The 23842-nt window shown below is 40.9% G+C and carries 15 protein-coding genes and 1 tRNA gene; 7 read left to right on the top strand and 9 right to left on the bottom strand.

The window, feature by feature from the left end; all coding sequences use genetic code 11:
• The 5 genes from MTBBW1_RS03705 to MTBBW1_RS03725 form a co-directional block, all read right to left on the bottom strand.
• Positions 1 to 1369 (bottom strand): KGGVGR-motif variant AAA ATPase (locus MTBBW1_RS03705; protein WP_145980996.1); only part of this gene is annotated, 1369 nt, incomplete at its 3' end.
• Positions 1370 to 1593: 224 nt separating this feature from the next.
• Positions 1594 to 5175 (bottom strand): BREX system P-loop protein BrxC, encoded by a 3582-nt coding sequence (gene brxC / locus MTBBW1_RS03710; RefSeq protein ID WP_080799293.1) that lies wholly within the window; start codon positions 5173 to 5175, stop codon positions 1594 to 1596.
• A 90-nt stretch (positions 5176 to 5265) separates the two neighbouring features.
• Positions 5266 to 5841 (bottom strand): DUF1788 domain-containing protein, encoded by a 576-nt coding sequence (locus tag MTBBW1_RS03715; protein WP_080799295.1) that lies wholly within the window; start codon positions 5839 to 5841, stop codon positions 5266 to 5268.
• A gap of 88 nt (positions 5842 to 5929) precedes the next feature.
• The gene (locus MTBBW1_RS03720) at positions 5930 to 6538 is read right to left on the bottom strand and encodes a DUF1819 family protein (protein WP_080799297.1); all 609 of its coding nucleotides are present in this window, start codon (positions 6536 to 6538) and stop codon (positions 5930 to 5932) included.
• Between the two features lie 682 nt (positions 6539 to 7220).
• A tRNA-Sec gene (locus tag MTBBW1_RS03725) sits at positions 7221 to 7318 on the bottom strand.
• Between the two features lie 719 nt (positions 7319 to 8037).
• Here MTBBW1_RS03725 and MTBBW1_RS03730 point away from each other — a divergent pair.
• The 7 genes from MTBBW1_RS03730 (at position 8038) to MTBBW1_RS03760 (ending at position 18905) form a co-directional block, all read left to right on the top strand.
• Complete coding sequence (locus MTBBW1_RS03730; protein ID WP_080799299.1) at positions 8038 to 9186, top strand: M20/M25/M40 family metallo-hydrolase; 1149 nt, start codon at positions 8038 to 8040, stop codon at positions 9184 to 9186.
• Positions 9179 to 10447, top strand: coding sequence for a nickel pincer cofactor biosynthesis protein LarC (gene larC, locus MTBBW1_RS03735; RefSeq protein ID WP_245809232.1), 1269 nt, complete (start codon positions 9179 to 9181; stop codon positions 10445 to 10447). Before MTBBW1_RS03730 ends, larC begins: the two co-directional genes overlap by 8 nt.
• 380 nt (positions 10448 to 10827) lie before the next feature.
• Entirely contained in the window at positions 10828 to 11886 is a 1059-nt protein-coding gene (gene recA, locus MTBBW1_RS03740; RefSeq protein WP_080799302.1) for a recombinase RecA, read from the top strand.
• Between the two features lie 169 nt (positions 11887 to 12055).
• Entirely contained in the window at positions 12056 to 14692 is a 2637-nt protein-coding gene (alaS, locus tag MTBBW1_RS03745; protein ID WP_080799304.1) for an alanine--tRNA ligase, read from the top strand.
• A 110-nt stretch (positions 14693 to 14802) separates the two neighbouring features.
• Positions 14803 to 15846, top strand: a complete 1044-nt coding sequence (locus MTBBW1_RS03750) for an ABC transporter permease subunit (protein ID WP_080799307.1) — start codon at positions 14803 to 14805, stop codon at positions 15844 to 15846.
• Between the two features lie 263 nt (positions 15847 to 16109).
• On the top strand, positions 16110 to 16931 hold the full coding sequence (locus MTBBW1_RS03755) for a substrate-binding periplasmic protein (RefSeq protein ID WP_080799310.1): 822 nt from the start codon (positions 16110 to 16112) through the stop codon (positions 16929 to 16931).
• A gap of 141 nt (positions 16932 to 17072) precedes the next feature.
• Positions 17073 to 18905, top strand: coding sequence for a PAS domain-containing sensor histidine kinase (locus MTBBW1_RS03760; RefSeq protein ID WP_080799312.1), 1833 nt, complete (start codon positions 17073 to 17075; stop codon positions 18903 to 18905).
• A 260-nt stretch (positions 18906 to 19165) separates the two neighbouring features.
• On the opposite strand, the gene MTBBW1_RS03765 is transcribed toward MTBBW1_RS03760, so the two are convergent.
• From MTBBW1_RS03765 to MTBBW1_RS03780, 4 genes are all read right to left on the bottom strand, one after another.
• The gene (locus tag MTBBW1_RS03765; RefSeq protein WP_080799315.1) at positions 19166 to 19876 is read right to left on the bottom strand and encodes a hypothetical protein; all 711 of its coding nucleotides are present in this window, start codon (positions 19874 to 19876) and stop codon (positions 19166 to 19168) included.
• A 63-nt stretch (positions 19877 to 19939) separates the two neighbouring features.
• Positions 19940 to 20296 carry a hypothetical protein gene (locus MTBBW1_RS03770; protein ID WP_080799316.1) on the bottom strand — a complete coding sequence of 119 codons (357 nt, stop codon included), beginning with the start codon at positions 20294 to 20296 and terminating at the stop codon, positions 19940 to 19942.
• A 291-nt stretch (positions 20297 to 20587) separates the two neighbouring features.
• A complete protein-coding gene (locus MTBBW1_RS03775; RefSeq protein WP_080799319.1) occupies positions 20588 to 21595 on the bottom strand; it encodes a virulence RhuM family protein in 1008 nt (335 codons plus the stop codon).
• Between the two features lie 3 nt (positions 21596 to 21598).
• Entirely contained in the window at positions 21599 to 22663 is a 1065-nt protein-coding gene (locus MTBBW1_RS03780) for a TaqI-like C-terminal specificity domain-containing protein (RefSeq protein WP_186441068.1), read from the bottom strand.
• Between the last annotated feature and the right edge of the window lie 1179 nt (positions 22664 to 23842).

Raw genomic sequence — 23842 nt, forward strand, 5'->3', positions numbered from 1 at the left:
AGGTCAAGCCTTTTGTCATCTTCTCTTCAGTGTTGTGTGAAAGGGAGGGTTTTATATGAAAGAATTCACAGTCCGCAGTTTGAGTCCTTTCATTCTTTGTTGTGTCGGATGGCCTGACATGGACGTTATTCAGTGTATCTGTTTCTATGGCGTTCAGATTTTCATAACGACCTATGCAGTTTACCAATTTTTCAAACAGCTCGTTGTAATCATGGAACATTTTTTTATTTACAATACTGATAAAATCATCGGAATCTTCATCTTCTGTTCCGATTTTCTCCAGGCTTGGATACCTTGCAAGGGAGAATGCAGCTAAGGCAGGGAGAGTTTCCAGGTCATCCTCAATGTTGTTTTGGATGTATGTCTCAATTTCCCTGTTAAATGAATTCAAGGCACTGCTGAAAGAGGAAGATATAATGGAGAGGACAAGAATCAGGTCAACTTCTCTTCTTTTTTTGAGCAATCTATTGATAAAAAAGTGCATTCCCGGACTGTTCTGAATATTATTTCCAAAAAAGCCCACAACAGTAGTTGAAAGCCGGTTTGCAATGATGCCGAAAATATCATTGAAACCGGTTCTTGAATCAATCAATATGAGATCTGGAGAGAAGTATTTATTGATATTTTTAATTGTGTCCAGAAACTGATCCACAATGGTTGATGTGCTGTGAATATCGAGGCGAGCCAGTGCTTCAAGATAGTCCAATCTGCTTTGTTCGTCAAAAATATTACCCGCAGGCAGCAGATGGATTTCACCGTCACCGGAATATTTTTTTGAAATTTCGTAGGTATAACCTTCCTGAAGGTTTACTTGATCACCAAGCCCCTCTTTATCTTTTAGATACTCGACAATACCATTTCTGGGGATATCTTCGTTACTCACATCAAAATAATTTATTAAACCCGGGGCCTCAAAATCACAGTCAATGATGAAAACTTTTTTTCCATAATGGGTCGCATAATAGGATGCAAACAATGCCAGGGCTGTGGTACGTCCCACCCCCCCTTTATAGCTGTAAAATGAGACAATGGGGCATGACACCACTCTTCTTGTCTCACCGTCATCATCAATTATGTTTGACAGACTTCTTCTTAAGCCCAGATCAAGGGGGGTTGTCCGTTCAAAAAGAGATTTGTAATACTCATCGTCTTCAAAGTCCTCTGGAGAAATGAGTTCAAAATCGATATCTATTTTTTCTTTTTCGGTTAACTTATTAAAATCATTTATAGTGAATGTCTCAGAAACAATGTAAAGGGTTGCCGACATATTTAATTTCAGTATTAATCGATATTCTGAGATTTGATGCCGATCCTTTAACGCCGACAGTTCTTTCTCGATGGCTCGCAATTTTTCAAAAATGATCAGCATGATATTAACCTCTTGTATTTAAAAATATTTCTTTATGAATTATTTTGGCTGTTTCATAGAATGAGACATAATGTCGTTTCTCAGTCACACTTAATGTGCATGAATAGCGAATAATTGCATCCCAATTGCAGTATAGTTTGAGAACTTCTTGATCAATACCTGACAAGTATATTCATGCTTACGTGCTGCATTTAGAAAATCTTTGTAAACCATTTTCATTTGCTTCACTGAACCCTTACTTTAAAATTCTCATGAATTGCCTTAAGCAACTCAGATCTGACAGTTTCGATAAACGTATTGACATCCTCTTCACTGTTAAGATGTGCTTTTTTATTTAGATTGGAAAGCTTGATAGATTTTGTCTCTTTTGGGGGAGGTGGTGGATCATCCTTTTTTCTGAACTTATCTTCAATCTCAATCAAAGCATCTTCATACAGTTCCTGAACTTCTCTTACACTGTATGCAATCTGCGGGATGCTGAACTCTCCGGCAATCTTCTTTTTGGAGTTCTGGAGCGGGAATAGTATCCTGTTTCTGAAGTCATCATCTGCACTGTTTTCATTCAATAAGTTCATGACGTGCCCGATTTTATAATCAATTTCATCAAGAACTTCTTTTTGATGATCATCAACCTGCTCGGTGTTGACCTTATCCACAATTGAGATCAGCCCACTGACACTCTTGAGCATCAGATAGGGGCTTGGTGAGGATGCAATGCTGCACAGTTCCTTAAATGCTTTATTAGCGTCAAAGTCTTTTTCTATGGCGAATCGGTTGGGTTTAAAACGATCAAGAGCCTTTAGAAGCGTCTCCCATGTCTCTTTTTGGTGTGAATAAAAATCCTGTAGATCCTGGAAATCTTCCTGTGCATCCAAAAGATCATCTTTCTTCTGGATAAAGGATTTGATTACCTCAAAGGAATCATGGATATCAAGGATGCTGTTGATGGACTGCAAACATTTATCAATCTCATTTTTCCCCGGATAATTTCCCGTGTCTGCAAGGGTTTTGTAGGTCGTCAGTGGAAGCCTCCACTCTTTCAATCCGGTTTTGATATAGTCACTGATTTTATCCTGACCATCCGGGGCAAGATTTCCGAACAGCTCTTTTCCAATGCTCTGTGCCTTTTTTATCTCTGCTGACGAGACAATGGGTTTTTCCAGAATTTGAACATGCTTCCACTGTGGGGTTTTAGTCAGAAGCGGAATCGCATCCTTGGACCTGATTTTGTTTTTATCAAGGAGCAGATTTATGGTTCCGGCCATGAAGAGCTTGGAAATAAGCACCACCACCTGAAATTCCGGCCATCCATATGGGCGTCTGGAAAAGTGTTTGACCAGTTCATCCAGCACAATGGCTTTATTGGTTGCCGTTTTTAGCTGGATATAGGTACCCAGCTCTTTGACATCCTGATAATCCTTTTGGGTAAATCCAATCAGCTCTTCCTGGGCAATATGGTCTGAGAGAAGAATCTGTTTGATCTCTTTTACGGGATCGTCATGTACCGTGGAAAGATAGCTGTACTTATTAAAAATATTTTGGATCAGATGATCAAACACACTGTCGATAACCTTGACTGAACTGGCGGATGCCCGGGAAGTATGGGATCTTTCCGGGCAGTAAAATGATTTTCCAAGGGTATAAAACTCAGCACCCTGAATCAAGTCATCCACTTTGGAGGTGAGTCTCTCTTTTCTGTTCCTGTTTTCATCAGACAGATCCCTTAGTATCTGCTTCAAACTGGTGGATGCCGCAGCATCGCTTTTATCTTTAATGTATTTTTCCGTCTGAATGTACGTGCGGATGTCGGAGAAAAGAGCTTGATCGTTATCCAGCTTTATTAGAACCGTTCCATCGCTGTCTGCACTGTGCATGGAGCATCTGCCGGAATTGAAAACCGTGTACTCATCATGCATGGGGCTGATGATTTCAAGGGTGAGATCATAATCAAGTTTTCCTTTGTAGGGTTTGTCATCGCAGATTCGATTGAATGGATAGTCGCGTTTAAAGGGAATATATTTGTGTTTGGTCTTACCCTTTAATATCTCCTCAAAGATGATGTTTGCCAGAAGATCGGTTTCAGCATGGAAATGAATTTCAATGCTCTTGATTTCCCTTGACACTTCCCGCTCCTCATTGGTCAGGAAGAAGTAGAGATCTCCATTTCTGCTGATGAGGTTCTCTTTTTCAAGTCGCAGCAATGCGTCATCAATATTTTGCTTCAGAACAATCCTGTCCGCATCCACCTGATCAATGGAGAGGGTGACAAGGTTATCCACATTGGGTTTGATGATATCCACATACCGGATGAGAAAAAGGGTCTGGAGAATCTGAATATCAAATGGCGGCTTTAACCCTTTGTTCTCTTTTGCCTGTTCAATGCTTCGTTTCACCGATGTATCCAGAAAGCTTTCGATGCAGGGAAAGAACGCATGGAGCGGCACCAACGTGGTGGTTTCATTTTGGGAAACGTTCATTGCTGCGGATTGGAACGCATCCAACATGGAACGCTCCCCACGACTCAAATGAAGTCCGGTGGCCCCTGCTTTACGGATGGATTCAAATATCTTCTGAACCAATTGGAAGTGGTAGGGGGTAAAGGGGTAATTACTTACAAAATCCTCTTTGGTGGAAAAGTTCTTGAGGGTGGTGGTATCATGGGTAAAACTGAGTTGGCTTTTGAGAATATCTCCTTTATCGAGAAAGAGATCTTTCAGTTCGAACGCGGCACTATCCTGTTTTTCCAAGAGACGGGCCTGGATCACCTCATCAGTATTGGCACTGGACAGGGAGAGTCTGGTGTTGAAACGTCCCTGGATCTTGGAAAAATCATTGGCCTTGGTGGATTTGATATCTCCGATAATGGCGTCGATATCTTCCTGGGATGTCACCATGACCCATGCTCGACCTCCACAAACCCTTCCTAAATCTTCCACAATGGTCTGGAGGTTCAGCATCAGATGGGTATCGCTTCCAATGAACTGACCGATTTCATCCACCAGAAAGATCAACCGATGGTTTTGGGGCTTTGTATCTAAATACTCTTTTACCTGCTTTGCAAAATTTTCAACGGTCTGGGTAAAGTGTTCCTCATTTTTTTCAAACCACTCCCTTGTGGCTTCCGGTTTTTTATCAAGGACAATAGATAGTGCTTCTACAATCTCATCCTGAAGCAGTGTATAGGCATCCCGCTCTTCTTCCCATGGTGATCCGTAAATCTCTTTGAACTTCTCTTTAAACGCTTCATATTGCCCTTTTTTAGTAAGGTACCTTTCGATCTCTGCAAGGGGAAGCGAGTCTGAAGAAAACCCGAGGGATTCATTGAAGAGTCTCCAGAAAACGGAAAGAATGGCGGCTCTGTCATTGGATGCATCCGCTCGACTGTCAATGTTGAACAGAATCACATCTGCGGAGAAACTGCCCAATCGTTTGATGTCGGCCAGAATCATGGGGTCGTTGATCTTTTCCGTAAAAAACTCCACTGCCCTTTTTTCATTTCCGGTATCGGGACACCGGGCTGCTTTGTTACCCAAGAGATAGGACAAAATTTTCAGGAAATGTGACTTGCCCGACCCAAAGAAACCGGAGATCCAGACGGCCATTCGACTGGCTATGACGGGATCGTTGGGATTATCCATTGCAGCAAGATAAGCTGCCATGAATGCTCTAAAGTGTATGTCCAGCTCCCGGGTCACGACATATTCGTCCAATTCCTGCCATACAATGGATTCATCTAACTGATCAGCTTTAACAACCCCGTTTATGGGGCGTGAGATGTTCTTCTTGAAAATACTCTGAATCTGCATAGTTATGTTTCCTTCGAGATAATGATACCGTATTCCATCCGTATGAAGTTATTTTTTATAAAATCAGGCCGAAAATCATCAAGTAAACCATCATTGTGGAACCAATTGAAAGGCCCTGTAGTAGTTTGATTCTTTCAATTTTCCGAAAAGACTGAGTCCCTGCCCGGTAAATATCCCAGGGTAGAACAATACCAGAGGGGTGTCCCCCATTAAATGGTGGAGGTTGCCCAGCACGTTATGACTTCTCAGCATGGGGTAAGCACTTCCAACACCAGACACAAGGACAAGATCCTGCTCTTCCGGTTTAGCCAGATCAACAAACTCTTTTGCTATCTTCTTTGCATCTAAGGGGCCTTTGATTGCTTTCAGTACCGCGTCATTCCCTTTCTTCTGCTGAATATCCAAAACCCGATCCAACAGTTTTCTATTTTTCAGGTACTCCACAATCAGTTCAAACAGGTTGATGTGCTGGAGGCGGATGTCGGGTTTTCTTTTGGGGAGCTGGCTCAAGAGAAACTGGATGTGTTCTCTCATTTCAAGTTCATTTTCTGCTGGATAGTCAAAAATATAAAATCCGATTTCATTGCCGAGTCCTGAATTGGACAGCAACTCATCGGAAGTTAAACGATCTAAAATTTTATTCAAACGGTCTTTAAATGGGGCCATTTCACTCCCTTACTTTTTTGTATGAACCAATTGATATCCATTGAGAGATCTATGTCTGTGCATAATGATGACAAACGCTTGGCCCTGGCTATAATGAGATTTCCATGCATCTCAATACGTATGATTCATCGTTTTTTACCAGATATCCTCTAATTTGAGGGGACAATGACACCGGAGTCAACTTGCAGGTCTTGGTATTGTCAATATAGCCTGCTTCCGACAGCATTCTGAAAACAATCTGTTTGAGCTTGGAACGGGTCGATGGTTTCCATGATTCTACATGGGGTTCGATTTGAGCACACTCATCAAGGTAATCCTTCCAGTCAGCAGTTGTGATCTGTTTGGTAAAGGTAAGCCAATGTTGACGGAGGATGGTATCCATGAAGTCTCCCACAAGCCTGCTGTGTTTTATGGATGCAGAAAGCAGTGCCTGGGATGCAGTTTCCGATGAGCCTTCCACAATCATTTTCCACAAGTCTTTAGTCATGAGAGATAGTCTTGCTTTGATCAAACGGGCCTGCCTTCTTGCAGCTTCAGGGCTTCTTTTTTGTAGGATATTGTCGATGACAATCGCCTGACGCCACTCTTGAGTATCGACATCATCAATAAGCAGACGTGCAATTTTACGGCTCTCTTCCACAAGCAAAGCACCTGCTACTATTTCACCAGAGTATATTTTAGGTTGAAAGTTTGTCATTCATTCCTTTTTGATAATCAATTAGATTCATTTATGATTTTCAATCAAGCCAAGTCATACTTTATGAGTAAACAATTAAAAAATGTACCATATGTGTTTCGACATAATCAAACCATCTCTTTGAAACGGTAATAATCATGTGCTTGATAAAGATATTATAGTGTAATATCAACTATATATATGAAAGGATATGATCATGCAAGCAATAAAAGATGAAGTTGTAAAAGCAAAAGAGAGGGTGAAAGAGGCCAAGGCAGCATTAAAGGAAGCTAAAAAAGCTTAAAGAATCCAGTGGAAGCAGGAACTGTTTGATGACTTCAAAAAAAAGGGCATTGGAAAGAGCCGTTATTGGAAAGAGCCGTTGAAGCTGAAAACAAAAATAAAACAAGATTAAAAATTATACACATACTCAATTAACTATGGTAAGTCTGGGCTATCGAAAAGTCCAACTTTTGATTTTATTTTTTTTGAGAAGTGGAAGCTATGGTGGAATAAAAATTGGGGGATGGTGGATATCTAATGGAAGTTGATCAGAAAAGCAGTATATGAAAAACACAACCGTGGTTACGTGGCAGCAGAAAAAAAACTGCCATGAACTGCCACAAACTGCCATAAACTAGCATGAACTGCCACAAACTACCACGAATATATGGATTTTAACTACTCGAAATAAAAAAGAATTTGGCGGAAGTGCATGGGAATCGAACCCACCCGGGACGGTTTTAGCGCCCCACATCGGATTTGAAGTCCGAGGGCCCCACCAGTGAGCCGCGCACTTCCATGGGGTAAATTCAGAACGTAAAGGTACCTCCTATATATTTTTTCAATTTTTGTCAACAGTGAATTCAATAAAAATTGCCATTTCCCATTTGCCTTTAAGAGCCAAATATTTTTTCTTTAAAAGCCAAATGTTTTTTCTTTAAAAGCCAAATGTTTTTTCTTTAAAAGCCAAATGTTTTTTCTTTAAGAGCCAAATGTTTTTTAAACAGGCTCTCAATCTTTTACCGTGGAAATAGATACAAATTTTCATATTCGGGGGTGGCTGGATGGCAGCCATGACCGTTTACCGTGAAAATGGATACAAATTTTCATATTCGGGGGTGGCTGAGTCGCAGCCATGTCCGTTTACCGTGGAAATAGATACAAATTTCCATATTCGGGGGTGGCTGAACGCCGGCCATGACCGTTTACCGTGAAAATGACTATCATTTTTATATTTGGGGGTGATTGATACGTAATCATTCATGTCTGTTTACCGTGAAATTCCCAACCCCACTATTTTCTTTCACGGAGACGACCGGAATCGGACATCATTAAAGGTTCATTCAAGGTTTACTCTCTATTTCTAAAAATTGACCCTATTCTGCCTTTGTGATAGTTCAAAATTTGGTGTATAAGATAATTTACTCTGTTATTAACTGCAATTCCATTTACTCTGCATTCCATTGCACATGCAAGATTGCAGTGGCGGATTCCATCAATTAAAAAGAGGGCTTTTAATGATCAACAGCGACAGAATTATAGAAAGATTTACAAAATTTGCACAGATTGACTCTGTATCCAAGGAAGAGGCAGAAATAGCACAGCTTCTCAAAAAGATACTAAAAGAAATGGGTGCAGAGGTTTTTATGGATAATGCTGCTGAAAGTGTTGGCGGCAATTGCGGAAATCTTGTGGCCAGATTTAAGGGAAACACAGATGTTGCCCCTGTTCTTCTCTCAGGTCATATGGATACAGTCGAGCCTGGTAGAGGGGTGAAGGTGCAGTTTAAGGATGGGGTTTTCAGAAGCGACGGCACTACAATACTTGGCTCAGATGACAAATCAGCACTTGTTATAATACTTGAAGTGATGGATGTCATACTTGAAAACAACCTTCCATACCCACCTGTTGAAATTGTATTTACAGTTTGCGAAGAGATAGGTTTGCTTGGAGCCAAAAATTTTGATCTCTCCCTGATTAATGCAAAAATTGGCTATATTCTTGATTCAACTGATACTGAAGGAATTGTAACCCGTGCTCCATCTGCAAAGCACTTTACCATTAATGTTCATGGCAAGGATGCCCATGCTGGAGCTTCCCCTGAAAAGGGAATCAACGCCATTGCTGTTGCAGCAAAGGCAATATCCCAACTGGAGCTTGGCCGAATTGATTTTGAAACAACCTGTAACATAGGAAAAATCCAAGGCGGAAAAGCCACCAATATTGTTCCGGATCTTGTTACACTTCATGGTGAGGCCAGAAGTCACGACGAGGCAAAACTTGAGAGAGTCACACAAAACGTGTGCGATGTTTTTAATAAGACAGTTGAGATGTTAAGAAAAGAGAAAAATGATCTTCTGCCAAAAGTTGACATTGACATTAAGGAGGATTTTCCGGCAACCTATATTGCTGACAATCATGTGGTGGTTACCCTGGCACAGCGTGCTGCTGCAAATCTTGGGAAAAAACTTGAATGTAAAGCCATTGGCGGCGGAGCAGATGCAAACATCTTTTTTGGCAAAGGTGTTGTAACAGGTGTACTTGGCACAGGCATGACCGATGTTCATACTGTCAGGGAGTCAATAACCCTAAAAGATATGGAAAACAGCGTCAGGCTTATTCTTGAAATCCTGAAACTTCATGCATCCGGAAGTGACAATGTCTGACACAATGATTGCCTATTTTGATATGTTTTCCGGTATAAGTGGAGATATGACCCTTGGAGCATGTCTATCCCTTGGGGTTCCTGCAGAGTGGCTTAACCGGCAATTTGAAAAAATTCCACTTTTAGGCGTTAAAATAAGGAGAGAGGATGTAATCCGTAACGGTATTTCTGCTGTAAAGCTCTTTGTTGATGAATCCCACCATTCCCATACCCTGGATGAATTGCAAAGATTGGATAAATTAGAAAAAGAGTATGCAAGCGAGGCTTCCAGCCACTCCCATTCAAGGAATTTTGAACAGATTAAATCCCTGATTTTTAATGCACCTTTTTCTGAATATGTAATATCTTCGTCTGTTGCAGCATTTAAAAAAATTGCAGTGGCTGAATCTGCAATCCACGGGGTACCCCTTGAAAAAATCCATTTTCATGAAGTCGGAGGAGTGGATGCCATTGTTGATATTGTGGGCACTTTCCTCTGCATGGAGTACCTTGGTATTCAAGAGGTTTATGCATCAATGATACCCCTTGGAAATGGAAGTGTTACATGCAGCCACGGTGCAATACCAGTACCTGCTCCTGCCACCATTAAAATTCTTGAAGGCGTTCCTGTTAAAGCATCAGGCAATGCATTTGAGATGGTAACCCCCACAGGTGCCGCCATAATCACCACCCTTGCATCATCATTTGGAGACATTCCTGACATGGTGATTGCCGGAAGTGGTTATGGCTCAGGAACATATGAGTCAAAAAGCGGCCTTCCCAATCTGCTGCGCATAATAACCGGACGCAAACCTGCACCAAAAGCAATAGAAAACGAGTATATTTTTTATGAAAAGGTTTGTGTTCTCACAACCATTATTGATGACATGAACCCCGAAGTTTATGGGTTTCTTATGGAAAAGCTTTTTGTATCAGGAGCACTTGATGTCTCATGGACTCCTGCCCAGATGAAAAAAAACAGACCTGGAAACCGTATTGAAGTGATCTGTAAAAAAGAGTCTCTTGATAGTATGATTCATGTGATACTCACTGAAACAACCACCACCGGTGTACGTTTTGATATTGTTAACAGAGCCTTTCTTGAAAGATGCACCATAGATGTTGAAACTGTTTTTGGAAAAATTGCTGCAAAAGAGATTAAAGAGCCTTCAGGAGCTGTTCGTATTGTGCCTGAATATGATATCTGTCATAAAATAGCACATGAAAAAAATATTCCTCTGCATGAAGTTTACAGAGAAATTATGGCAGCAACACTAACATAGAAAGCTTGGTATGCTCTTGTATTAAGAGAACTTTTTTGATACAAGAAGTCTTTGCATATGTAATAACGTACATGGCGGATTACCGCCACAATCGAAGGGATGAAAGTCGTTTTTAAAACAGCCTGTTACCGAGACTTTCATATAAACGGCCATGGCAGATCCATCTGCCACAACGAATCATGAAAGTCCTTTAGAGCCTTAAAAGACGGGGACTTTCTTATAAACGTACATGGCGGATAGCCGCCACAATCGAAGAGATGAAAGTCGTTTTAAAAACAGCCACTTACTGAGACTTTCATATAAAAAGATTGCTCCCTGAAAACAAACTTTATGATTTAAGATGGCCTTACTCGGCCACAACCTTTTAGGAGATAAAATATATGGTAGATGCCACAGAAAAGGATAAAGCTCTTCAATCTGCAATGAGTCAGATAGAACGACAATTTGGCAAAGGTTCAATCATGAAGCTGGGATCACGCCCTGTTCAGGCTGTACCTGTGATTCATTCAGGTTCCCTGGCTCTTGACAAGGCTCTTGGTATCGGGGGATATCCCCGTGGCAGGGTTATTGAAATATATGGCCCTGAATCATCCGGAAAAACAACCCTTGCCCTCCATGCAGTGGCAGAGGCACAGAAAAAAGGTGGAGTTGCGGCATTTATTGATGCAGAGCACGCACTTGATGTCTCCTATGCCAGAAAGTTGGGAGTTGATTGTGATGAACTTCTGATTTCCCAGCCTGATACAGGAGAACAGGCACTTGAAATTGCGGATATGCTTGTAAGAAGCGGTGCTGTGGATGTAATGATCATTGACTCTGTGGCAGCCCTTGTACCAAGGGCAGAAATTGAAGGAGAGATGGGTGATTCCCATATGGGCCTTCAGGCAAGGCTTATGTCCCAGGCATTGCGAAAACTTACAGCCACAATGTCAAAAACTAATACAACAGTTATTTTTATAAATCAGATCCGCATGAAAATCGGCGTTGTATATGGAAATCCCGAGACCACAACCGGCGGTAACGCCCTGAAATTCTATGCATCCATACGCATTGAGATCAGAAGGGCTACAGCCATCAAGGAGGGTCAGGATGTAATGGGTAACAGAACCAAGGTTAATGTTGTTAAAAACAAACTTGCCCCACCATTTAAAAGTGTTGAATTTGATATAATGTATGGAGAGGGCATTTCTAAAACCGGGGATCTGCTGGACATGGGAGTTGACCTTAACATCATTGAAAAAAGCGGTGCATGGTACTCATATGAAGGAGAGCGCATGGGTCAGGGAAGACAAAATGTTAAGACCTTTTTTGCTGATAATCCCCAGATTTATGAAAAGATTGAGGCTAAGGTTAGGGAGCAGCTTGGCATTGCTGACAAAATGCCACCAGGTAAAGAGAGTGTGACACCAGTTAAGGGAGCGACAGAACCGGAATCTTGAAATGATAATTCTGATTCCACGCGAAATCAGGTGCAAAGGAAAGTTGATCCCCATATTCTTCAGTTATTAAAAAAAACTGATCCTCGTTTGGGTAATTTGGCCATGAAATTTGATTCCCGCTTTGTACAGCTTAGTTTTGACTGGGAAAGCGGGCATTCAGGAGTAAAAGATGACAGGTAAGGAAGCACGCAGAAAATTTATTGAATACTTCAAAAAACATGATCATCAGGTGGTAAGAAGCTCGTCTCTTGTACCCCAGGATGATCCTACCCTTTTGTTCACCAATGCCGGCATGGTACAATTCAAAAGAGTGTTTACCGGAGATGAAAAAAGGGACTATTCCACCGCTGTAACTGCCCAGAAATGCGTGCGTGCCGGCGGAAAACACAATGATCTTGAAAATGTCGGCTATACAGCCCGTCACCATACCTTTTTTGAAATGCTCGGAAATTTCTCCTTTGGGGATTATTTCAAGGAAAAGGCCATGGAACACGGCTGGAACCTTCTTACCAAAGGTTATGGCCTTGATCCGGAAAAGCTTTGGGTCTCTGTCTTTCAGGATGATGATGAAGCATATAACTTATGGAGAGATCACATAGGTGTTCCTGAAAGCCGTATTGTGAGACTTGGAGAAGATGATAACTTCTGGGCAATGGGTGACACAGGTCCATGTGGCCCGTGCAGCGAAATTCACATTGACCGCGGCCCTGAATATGGCTGCGACAGTCCTGACTGTGCTGTCGGGTGTGAGTGTGACCGCTACCTTGAGCTGTGGAACCTTGTATTCATGCAGTTTGAAAGGGATGAAACAGGAAAAATGACACCTCTTCCCAAACCAAGCATTGACACAGGGCTTGGGCTGGAAAGAATTGTATCTGTTCTCCAGAATGTCCCCACAAACTATGAGACAGATCTTTTTATCCCCATTATGGAAAAGGTTGAGCTTCTGTCAGGCAAAAAAAAGTCAGACTCCCGTGAAACAGAAGTTGCCATGAAGGTCATTGCCGACCACAGCAGAGCGGCTGCCTTTCTTATATGTGATGGAATCCTGCCATCAAACGAAGGCAGGGGCTATGTGCTGCGAAGAATCATGAGGCGGGCAATCCGTTATGGACGCTACATCGGCCTTACACAGTCATTTCTCCATGAGACAGTGGCAACTGTCTTTGATATGATGGATGAAGCATACCCTGAGCTTAAGGATTCAGCAGCTTTTATACTCAATGTAGTTAAAAATGAAGAGATTAAATTTTCCGAAACCCTTGATGTGGGACTGAAACTTCTTAAAGAAACAATTGATAAACTTCAGGAGCAGGATTCGCCAGATAAAATCATCTCAGGAGATGTAATATTCAGACTCTATGATACATATGGTTTTCCGGTTGATATTATCACAGATATTTTAAAGGGAACCGACATTGCACTTGATATGGAAGGATATGACCGTGCAATGGATGCCCAGAAGGCAAGATCTAAAAGCTCCAAAACATTTTCAGGTGTGGCAGAGGCATTCAAAACCCTTACCTCCCAGGGTGTCAAAACAGGGTTTACAGGATATGATGAGCTGGAAACCCAATCTCCTGTCATACTAATTGTAAGGGATGGCAAAGAGACTGAAATTGCTATTACAGGCGATGAGATCGAATTTGTTACTGAAAGGACTCCTTTTTATGCTGAATCAGGAGGCCAGGCCGGAGATTGTGGTGTTGCACTTCCCTCCCTCTCATCAGGTGACAGTTTTACAATAAAAATTAATGAGACCATTTCTGATCCCACAGGTATCCGCATCCATAAAGGTGTTGTGGAAGAAGGCAGTGTCAAAAAAGGCGACACACTTCTTATGAAGGTGGATGCTGAAAACCGTTCGGCAACAGCACTTAACCATTCAGCTACCCATATTCTGCATGCTGCCCTCAGATCAGTGCTTGGTGACCACGTAAAACAGGCAGGTTCCCTTGTGACATGTGACAGATTAAGATTTGATTTTACTCATTTTTCTGCCATAACAAAGGAAGAGATCGCAGCCATAGAACTCTATGTCAACGCCCGAATCCGTGAAAATGTTCCCCTGGCAACAGTTGAGATGAGTATGGATGATGCTGTAAAATCAGGGGCAACTGCCCTTTTTGAAGAGAAATACGGAGATCATGTAAGGGTTGTCTCAATGGGAGAATTCAGCCGTGAACTGTGCGGTGGTACACATACAAGCCGCACAGGTAACATTGGGGTGTTCCAGATTGTGTCAGAAGCAGGTATTGCCTCAGGCGTAAGACGCATTGAAGCTCTGACCGGTGGAAAAGCAATTGAACACATTCAGGAGAGCATAAGCCAGCTTCAATCAACGGCAAACCTTTTAAAATGCCCCAAAGATGGGGTACTCTCAAAGGTCGAAGCCATGATTTCCGATAAAAAAGCAGCAGACAAGGAGATCATTTCCCTTAAAGCTAAGATTGCCTCTAAATCCGTTGAAAGCATTGATTCAGAGATAAAAGAGATCAATGGCGTCAAAGTTTTGTCAAAACAGGTTGAGATTGACAATCCTTCACAGATGCGTGATCTTGCTGACAAGTTCAAGGCAAAAATAGGTTCCGGCGTGGTACTTCTTGGAGCGGAATCAGGAGGCAAGGCCCTTTTGATATGCGTTGTCACAAAGGATATAACAGACAGATTCCATGCCGGAAATATTGTAAAAAAAGCTGCTGCCATTGTTGGTGGTGGCGGCGGTGGCAGACCAGATATGGCCCAGGCCGGAGGGACAAAACCGGAACATCTTGAAGCTGCCCTTAATTCTGTATATGATCTTTGATTTTTTCTAATGAATTAAGTCTGAAATCGTTTCCCAAACTCCCTCTTCACTAATGGAGAGGGAATGGCCACCACAGAAGATTACCCCTCACAACAAGAATCTTAAGCCTTATGACAGCATACTTTATCAGACGTCTTCTGTTGATAATACCAACATTCATCGGTATAACGGTAATGGTGTTTGCTATTACAAGGTTTGTGCCGGGCGGCCCTGTGGAACGGATAATTGCAAACGCAAGACAGATGCAGGCCATGGGAAATACAGGCGGCGGAGGCGGCCTTTCTGACGAAAGCCGTGCAGGAGCGGGACAACCTCTTTCTGAGGAGCAGATTGAACGACTTAAAGCCTACTACGGGTTTGATAAACCGATACTTGAAAGCTACTATCTGTGGCTTTTAAAGGTACTCAAATGGGATCTTGGCACATCAACAAGATACTATGATCCTGTATGGCAAACCATAAGAGAAAGGATTCCAATATCACTCTATTTTGGACTTCTGACCCTGATTATGGTTTACGGCGTCTGTATTCCCCTTGGTATTGCCAAGGCAATTTACCACAAAAGCGGGTTTGATAATCTAAGTTCAATTATAATTTTTACAGGATATGCCATTCCAGGCTGGGTTGCCGGGGTTATTTTTCTTGTACTTTTTGCTTCGAAACATGATATCTTTCCCCTTGGCGGACTTACATCAGATCTTTTTGTACTCATGACTCCCATGGAAAAAGTAAAGGATGTAGTGTGGCATACCATACTTCCTCTGCTCTCCTATGTAATAGGGTCATTCACAGTGATGACACTTCTCATGAAAAACACTTTGATGGATACCCTTTCTGCAGATTATGTCAGAACCGCCATCGCCAAGGGTTTATCCTTTAGACAGGCGATTTTTCGTCATGCATTGCGAAACAGCCTGATTCCAATCGCAACGCATTTTGGAAATAATATCTCCGTTATTCTCATGGGCTCGTTTCTCATTGAAAAAGTCTTTAATATCAATGGTATGGGGCTTTTAGGGTACGAATCGGTTGTGGACAGGGACTACCCCATGGTCATGGGAATTCTGGTTATCTCCTCTCTTCTTTTCATGCTGGGCAATATCCTGTCTGACATATGCGTGGCCATTGTGGATCCAAGGGTACGTTTTAAATAGTATGTACAAAATGATCATGGCTGGAAGTCAGCCACTCCCGAATATGGAAATTTGTATCTATTTCCATGGTAAACGATCATGGCTGATGATCAGCCACCCCCGACCATGGAAATTGTATCCATTTCCACGGTAAAAAAATTCCGTTACTTTTCAGAAATAGTATCTCCACTCATGACTTTAAAAAACACATATATTGATTCACCGCCATAACCTCAGAACAAGACCACATTCATATTAACAACAAAAGCAAAAAAGGTTTATACATGAAAAAAATAATCTACCCAATTACAGTATTTATTTTGCTTCTCTCATTATTCTGCCTTCCTGTTTATTCTTCTGAAAAAATTGTTAAAGTTGCAACCCTTGATGAATATCCTCCATACTGTTTTCCCCAAAAAAGCAAAAAAGGCTTTAACGAAATAATTCCCCCCGGAGTTGATTCAGCAAACCTGCAAGGGTATAGCTGGGATGTTCTGCGGGAGAGTTTCCATGCCATGGGATATACAATAAACTTAAGTATTTACCCCTGGAAAAGGGCAGTTTATGAAACAAGCACAGGAATGGATGACATCATTTTTCCCATGATCAAGAACCCGGAAAGGGAAAAGACATTCAGTTTTTCAAAAGAGTCTGTTGATCAGGTCAATTTTTTAATTTACGTTCCCCTTGACTCTACCATAGAGTGGCAGGGTCTGGACTCTTTGAACGGCTTGACAATAGGAAAAATAAGGGGCTGGAACTTTGGGAAAAAATGGGACCAGGCAACAGGATTTGAAAAAGACGATGTCACAAAAATAATCCAGGGTTTTAAAATGCTTGATATGGGGCGTATTGATGGTTTTGCAGGGTATGAAATCAATTTTGATTATGCCCTCAAAAACGAAAACTGGAAAACAAAATACAAAAAACTTCCTTCTTTTGATGCATCAATAGAATATGTTGCCGGTGTTAAGACCAATCCCGGAATATCTATAATTCTTGATGACTTTGACCTTGGCAAAAAGAAGATAATTGAAAATGGAATTTTTTCTGACATATCAAGAAAATGGGGTGTAGAAGAGCCGCCTCAGAATCAGAACAACTAATGCTTCTTCAAGTTTGAACTGTCGAAGATTTTTAAAACACTTCAAGATTTCAAGTTTTTTCTACCCGTTAACCAAACCCTGCAAAAACACTTAATTGAGTACTCAGCATGATAAATGCAGAATTTAAAAAAGGATGGTGCTATGACAGATATCAAATCTTCAAGATTGGTTGAAGCCTTTAAAGCTATTGGGGATGGTATTTATATTATCAACTCCGACTACACAATAGAATACATGAATAGTGCCATGACTGCTCTTTTTGGTGATGGCGTTGGTAAAAAATGCTACGATATAATGAATGAGGGCAAAGGTATCTGCAACTGGTGCCGCTTTGACGACGTATTTAATAAGGGTGAAACCCGTTATGGCGAAGTAATCCTTGAAAAATTTAATAAAACATTCAACCTCATAGAGCTTCCCATAAGCAACAGTGACGGCACTCGCCTGAAGCTTTCAATTTATCGTGATATTACAAAGACAAAAGAGCAGGAAGCAAGGCTGAAAAGCTCTGAAGAGGATTACAAACGACTGTTTGAACATGCAGGCTGTGGGGTATTTATAAGCAGCAAAGAGGGAAAATTTCTGGATGTCAACAGGACTTTCCTTAAAATGCTTGGCTATGTAAACCGTGACAATTTTCTGGCCATGGATATTGCAAGGGATCTCTATCTTAAGCCTGAAGATCGCAAGGAGTTCATGAGCATTGTTGAAAAACAGGGAAGAGTTGTTGATTACGAGGTGGAGTGGCGCAGGAGGGATGGCCATACCATCCAGGTTCTGCTCACAAGCCATGTAAGGTATGACGAAAAGGGCAATGTTCTGGGTTATGAGGGTATTGTGGTTGATCAGACCCAGAGAAAAATGATGGAAGAGAAGATGCAGAAAGCCCTCAATTTTCTGGATCAGACAATCAACTGTTCTGTCAATGCCATTATGGCCGCAGATTTAAAGGGAGAAGTTCTCATCTGGAACCAGGGGGCTGAAGAGGTTTTTGGCAAAAGTGCCGAGGAGGTTATAGGTAAAATAAACATAAGGGAGATTTACACCGGAAATCTTGCAAAAGACGTAATGAAAATGATCCGATCCGATGATTATGGAGGCAAGGGAAAGCTTAAATCATATCCAGTAACATTCAAGGATATTAATGGAAATGAGACAGAAGGAAATCTTTCCGCTGCACTTCTTTATGATGAACATGGAAACGAAATTGCATCTGTTGGAATCTTTGTGGATCTCAGCGAACGCCTTGCCATGGAGAGAAAACTAAGTGAAACACGTCAGCAGCTTTTGCAGTCAGAAAAGCTTGCTGCCATGGGACGTTTGACTTCCCAGCTTGCCCATGAGCTTAACAATCCTCTTTTCGGAATCATGAATACCCTGGAGCTTATGAAAACCGAAATATCTCCACAGAACAAACGGCGCAAACTTTTGGATATGTCCATTTCTGAAACAGCACGACTTGCGGATATGCTTAGAAAAATGCTCTCCTTTTCCAAACCTGATCAGGAGGAGAAGCGAAATGTCGATATAAATGTGCTTCTCGACGAGATAATCCTTCTTTATGAAAAGAGATTCAGGGAAAACAGTGTTAAATTCACCTATGAGTTTGCACAAGGGATGCCAATGGTCTATGCTTCACGGGATCAGTTGCGCCAGGTTTTTCTGAACATGATATCCAATGCAATGGATGCCATGCCAGATGGGGGCAATTTAAGTATCAACACCCTATTTGATGCAAAAAAGGTTCGTGTCATAATTACAGACACCGGAGGCGGCATTAAGGAAGAGCATATAGAAAAAATTTTTGACTCCTTTTTTACAACCAAAACCGACAGTGTCAAAGGGGTAGGACTTGGCCTTTCTGTATGCTATGGATTTGTCAAGGAGCATGGAGGAGATATTCTGGTGGAGAGTAAAGTGGGTCAAGGTACCAGCTTTACAATATGCCTTCCGGTAAGTGATGTGCCAAAATAAAACTTAAACTAAGTATGTTATGACTGAAAAAGCTACGGATTTTTGCCTCCTTAAAATCCGTTAGCATCAAAAAGTGCTTCAAATACTCCCCACCCAAAAAAATATATTTCCTTTATCGTGGATTCTTTCACGTTAATTGGTGGAGAAGTGATCGCCCCTTAAAAGTTAGGAACGAAGGGGGGCTAAAGATTTTCCATAAAAAAGCTTGCAAAAAATAAAGCCTATTTCCATCAAATATCGAGATCACTATCATCTTAACATTATTTCAAATATTTTTCTTTCCACTCATCAAGTCTTGACATTGCTTCAAATTCACCAATATGTCCTTTTTGTATCTGAATATCTAATGCAGATACAGCAATAGTACGATCTCTTGTATCAAATATGATTTCATCCAGAATCTCAATAGTATCAGAGTGTAATGGTTCATCTTGATCATTACCGTAACTTTCCAAAAACTCTATGCCTGATAAAATTAACTCTCTCTTTTTACTTTTCAGTGCAATCGAGCATAATTCGAATATTTTGGGAATGTCATAATGATTTGCAAGGGCTATTAACATTTCAAGTGCCAAGCCCTTCCTCTTATTGGCAAAGCTATCTCTTGAAATATTCATAGCAAAAAGTTCCTCTGCAAAATCAACCAACTTCAGGGCAATGAGATATTCTTGCTCTTCTTCAGAGGTTCTCTTTTTGATATCCGATTCTGTATCCATAAAATAGTGGTTTTCAAATGTATATCTTGAGAGGCCTTTTAGAATTGTTCTTTCTATACGCTGTTTATTTGGACCTTTTGAATGGATCATTTTTCGCTCTAAGTCAAAAAGAATCTCTAATGAATCGAGCGTCATTTGTTTTCCACGATAAAAGAAACCGTCAAGTTTGCGTATTTTTTCAGAAAGGCTTTTTTTGTTTGATTTTTCTCCCAGTAAAAATTCGTTGTACACATCATCACATATTTCTTTGAGCATCACTTTTCCTTTAAAAGCAGAGATCGGATTGAATTTCTAAACAGGCTCAATTAGGTTAGCCGCTTATAAACTTTTCAATTGAACTGTAAAAAAACGAAAACCTTTAGATTTCATTTCCTCAAAGTTGGCTTCAGCAACTTGCAAACCTTCTTTTCGTGCAAGCGGATAAAATTTTTTGTACGAGTCCTGATCAAAAGCATATGCTGCCCCTAATTTAAGACCATTCAATATTTCTTCAAATGATGTTTTTTTAATGATCCTTTTTGTAAAATCATCGGGATCTATTTCCTTCACGAATGCTTTCATAGTTCGTGAGGAAGCTGAAATTACACAAGCATCACCTCTGTCACCTGTGCAAACAACCTGATTTGGTGGAACAAAGGCAAAGTAACCAATTATTTTTCGTTTAGGGTTTGCCATTTTTTTCCTTAGTTTACTACTGAAGGTAACATAAATACTCAAAATCGACATCTTATTGCTTTTTCAGAAGTTATTGCAGTTGTCTGAACCAGGATAACCAGGATGGATAGGATGCTCAGGATAGATAATCCTGCCTTATCTTGTTAATCTTGGGAATCCTGATTCAGACAGTGTTGACAAGGCTTACAAGATCATAGGTGTCGACTTTGAGTAAATAGGATGAGATTCGGGTAATAAACGGCTAACGCCAAAATCAGCGGCACGGCTTTTTGCGTCCGCTGGATTTTTTTGTTATGTGTTTTTCTCATCTTTCAATAATTTTTTCATCTCACGGTCAAAATCAGAGATATATTTTTTATCCTCTTCTTTTCTATATTTCTCATATTCAATTTTTGCTTTTTCGACCGCTTTTTTATGGCTGATTTTTCCGGCATTGGTTAAAAGTTCTTTCTCACTGATTCTCAGGAAATCATCAAGTTTTTGAATCCAGTCCTGCATTTTCATTAACCTGCCGTTTGTTGCCTGGAGTTCAGCAAAATCGAGATACATGGAGACAATGAGATTGAGCTGCTTGAGTTCATCTTCAGAAAGATAATTTTTTGCTATTGAAATATCTCTTGTGGTTATATATTTGCCGTGAAAATTGGTCAGCCCTAGAAATGGTTTTTCTGCGTCAACTCTTTGGCTTATCATTTCTGCTGCTGTCTGGCCGTGGATGGCATAGTGCATTTTATTTTGAACGGCTGCAAAAAATTCCCTGGTCAAAGCGGCATCCTTTTTATAATCAATGCTGGTTGCATAGATATCAGTGACTTTCTGGTAAAAATTTCTTTCACTGCTTCTGATATCCCGGATTCTTTGAAGAAGTTCTTCAAAATATCTTGACCTTGCGCCTTCCTGTTTCAAGCGGTCATCATCCATTGTAAAGCCTTTTACAATGTATTCATGAATCCGTTTAGTGGCCCACTGGCGGAATTTTGTACCTTGAGGAGATTTTACACGATATCCAACAGAAATTATAACATCCAAATTGTAATATTTGACCTGTTTGCTTTGAGTTTTACCCTCTATTGCACCGTGTTTTGTGGTATGTCGGAAAAGCCGACACACCTCTTTTTCGTTCAGTTCCCTCTCTTTAAAAATATTCCCAATATGTTCAGTTATGGTTGTTCTTCCTTTTCCAAACAGCATTGCCATCTGTTCCTGTGTCAGCCAGACTGTTTCATCTTCCAACTGCACCTGAAGCTTTGTTGTACCGTCTGAAGCCGTATAAATGATTATTTCTGAATTATGTTCCATTTATCACCCCTCTATAATCGGCTTTAATATTTCAGGCGATTTTTCAGAAAAGCTGTTCATGCGTTTGACTATTTCACTGTCCGGATCGCTCCAACGGTTATGAAGTTCGGTTATTACCTGTTCTTTCTGGGTATCGGTCAGAGTTTCAAACTCCTTGCCCTGCATAACCTCTTCAATATCTTTTTCTACAAATTGCAGGATATCTATTTTTCGTTTTTTCATATGGTCGGGGACGTAGAGGTTGAAAACCATGCAGTCAATGACAGATTCAAAATTTTTTGTATCTTTTTCAAGATTGGTCTCTTTCGCAAATAAGATACAATCAACAACGTTGGAAAATAATAATTGTAAATGGTTATCAGGTTTATAAATTGGAATTTCTAAAATCGGCCCCTTATCAACCTGATATGCTTTCCCTTGCATTTTCCCTTTATTTCTCAACCAAAATGCAATTAGTTCTGAGTTAAAAAGAGCAGTAAGATATTTTTGATTAATTCGATTTGTTTTAATGATAAAAAATGTTTGAGAAACATAACAGTCAAAATCTGTAAATGTAAATGTTGGGCGTTGAGGACACTTTCTTAATGATATTATTTTTTCTCCTTTAAAGAAATATTCATTTCTAGCACGATGCAGTCCGTATGGCTTATTATCAGATGTAATAACATTAGAAAACCTGTCTAAATGCCTTTTAATATTTGGATATGGTTTTATTGTGAGGGGGTTTTTAAAACTTGAATCAGTGTAAATTACCCAGGTGTCATTAATGCTGTTGCCGAAATATCTTGTTAACTGGTTTGTTGAATAGAAAGGCTTTATTAATTCGGTTTCTTTTTCAGTAAGATCAAGATTGTCTTTTTCCTCATTTGATAAATTAAAGATGCCTGCACCAATCGGTATTTGGTTACTTAATTTTGTAGCTCCTTTTTTATTAAGAAAATCTTGATGGACATCAATGCCTGTTGCAACTTCTTTTGTTTTATAAAGAGTAAAGTTGCTTTTTGCTATTATGACATCTAAAACCTGCTCACTATCAGCTTTAACAAATGATATTCGGTTATTAAGCAAGTTAATCGGTATTATCTAAAGATTGTGATAATCGCTAATATCATTATTTTCTCTTTAAATTATTCACATAACAATAAGCTCACCAGCCACGCCTGACAAACTCCAAAAGAACCGCTCACGTCCTGCGTGGTATCGGGTAGCCGGGGTCTGTTTCCAGCCCCAAGCCGTAACGATAGGTAGGACTTTTCAGTCTTTCCCCCACTCCAAACCGTGCGTGCGACTTTCACCGCACACGGCTTTCCAGCTCAGAAATCGAAACTGATCTGTTCCTCACTACTCACCTGCTCGCCTGCACTTAACGTCCGGGCTGTGCCAGCAGCTTCAAGGCTGCTCCCAATCTACAATTCCTGGTTAACATTTGATCAGGTTTTTGATTCTTCTTCGCCTGGCTTCCTTCACCATGTCCGAGCCATTACAGCTCGGCATTTGGCTACTACGTTGCCTCCGCCCTCTCTCCCGCAGGCTGGCATTCTCGCCTCCCGTTAAGGTATAGCGGTGTGAGAGTTCCTCAGTTCCGATATAAGATACATAACAGCAACCCTTAGCTGCCTGCTGTCCACCGGGTGGGCAATGAGACAACGCTTTGATGATTAGGGAGCATCAAAGCCAGCCACCTCACCATTTTGGTTCAGGTGTTTCAGCCATTTTCACCTGTTACGGTTCACGACGGTTAAGCAGATTCCTGTTCGTCAGCATAGTTTGCAGGGGTAGCCCGGTCATCCGATTTATGGCTATCAGAAGCCGGTACATTGTCTGAAGGCTTCACACCCTGACAAGTGCCGCTTGTCAACGCATGCTTCATCCCCCTTATGTTGTTGTCTAAACATAAATTCTTTATAGAATCAATACCTTATATCGTTAAAGAGCGCACCCCTAAGAACCGTGCATGAGACTTTCACCTCACACGGCTCAAGCATTGAAAAAAGTTCCGTCAAGAACCCGGCAATATCTAAAAACAGATGAATTGCCTTCTCGTTTCACATTTGTAGACAATTTACTTTGTTTGGCAGAAGCCTCCCAAAGCTCTCCAGGCCGTCAGTGACTAAAAGTCACCATCTATCCACACCATGAAGATAAAACTGCCCAAACGTTTCCCGGGATTCAACACCTGTCGGAAGTCTGCTCACTTTCGTGTCGGGGATACCCCCGTATCTGCCTCATTACAAGGCAGCCTTTGCT

This window comes from Desulfamplus magnetovallimortis, from assembly GCF_900170035.1.
In the GTDB taxonomy this organism is placed as follows: Bacteria; Desulfobacterota; Desulfobacteria; order Desulfobacterales; family Desulfobacteraceae; genus Desulfamplus; species Desulfamplus magnetovallimortis.

Excerpts from the sequence above, each read along its gene's own strand:
- MTBBW1_RS03720 (WP_080799297.1), bottom strand. The coding sequence starts at position 6,538 with ATGACAAACTTTCAACCTAAAATATACTCTGGTGAAATAGTAGCAGGT.
- MTBBW1_RS03760 (WP_080799312.1), top strand. The coding sequence starts at position 17,073 with ATGACAGATATCAAATCTTCAAGATTGGTTGAAGCCTTTAAAGCTATT.
- brxC (WP_080799293.1), bottom strand. The coding sequence starts at position 5,175 with ATGCAGATTCAGAGTATTTTCAAGAAGAACATCTCACGCCCCATAAAC.
- larC (WP_245809232.1), top strand. The coding sequence starts at position 9,179 with ATGTCTGACACAATGATTGCCTATTTTGATATGTTTTCCGGTATAAGT.
- MTBBW1_RS03730 (WP_080799299.1), top strand. The coding sequence starts at position 8,038 with ATGATCAACAGCGACAGAATTATAGAAAGATTTACAAAATTTGCACAG.
- recA (WP_080799302.1), top strand. The coding sequence starts at position 10,828 with ATGGTAGATGCCACAGAAAAGGATAAAGCTCTTCAATCTGCAATGAGT.
- MTBBW1_RS03765 (WP_080799315.1), bottom strand. The coding sequence starts at position 19,876 with ATGCTCAAAGAAATATGTGATGATGTGTACAACGAATTTTTACTGGGA.
- MTBBW1_RS03770 (WP_080799316.1), bottom strand. The coding sequence starts at position 20,296 with ATGGCAAACCCTAAACGAAAAATAATTGGTTACTTTGCCTTTGTTCCA.
- MTBBW1_RS03755 (WP_080799310.1), top strand. The coding sequence starts at position 16,110 with ATGAAAAAAATAATCTACCCAATTACAGTATTTATTTTGCTTCTCTCA.
- alaS (WP_080799304.1), top strand. The coding sequence starts at position 12,056 with ATGACAGGTAAGGAAGCACGCAGAAAATTTATTGAATACTTCAAAAAA.
- MTBBW1_RS03750 (WP_080799307.1), top strand. The coding sequence starts at position 14,803 with ATGACAGCATACTTTATCAGACGTCTTCTGTTGATAATACCAACATTC.
- MTBBW1_RS03715 (WP_080799295.1), bottom strand. The coding sequence starts at position 5,841 with ATGGCCCCATTTAAAGACCGTTTGAATAAAATTTTAGATCGTTTAACT.
- MTBBW1_RS03775 (WP_080799319.1), bottom strand. The coding sequence starts at position 21,595 with ATGGAACATAATTCAGAAATAATCATTTATACGGCTTCAGACGGTACA.